General features: G+C 57.6%; 1 protein-coding gene. It reads left to right on the top strand.

Annotation, left to right across the window (positions count from 1 at the left end; all coding sequences use genetic code 11):
• On the top strand, window positions 1–245 hold a 245-nt coding region (locus QP415_RS12575), incomplete at both ends, for a prolyl oligopeptidase family serine peptidase (protein ID WP_285100295.1).

Below are 245 nucleotides of genomic sequence, written 5' to 3' on the forward strand. Positions count from 1 at the left end.
GTGGCGAACTGGGGCGCGCGTGGTATGACGATGGGAAGGAAGCCGTGAAGGTGAATACTTTCACCGACTTCATTGACGTTGGGCGTTGGATGGTCGAATCAGGGTGGGTTGCTCCCGGACGCCTCATTGCTGAGGGACGAAGTGCCGGTGGTCTGTTGATGGGTGCCGTGTTGAATATGGCTCCCGACCTGTATCGAACGGTGATCGCTGGCGTTCCTTTCGTCGACGCTCTGACGACAATCTTG

Origin of the sequence: Pauljensenia sp. UMB3104 (genome assembly GCF_030217285.1) — a bacterium.
GTDB lineage: Bacteria > Actinomycetota > Actinomycetes > Actinomycetales > Actinomycetaceae > Pauljensenia.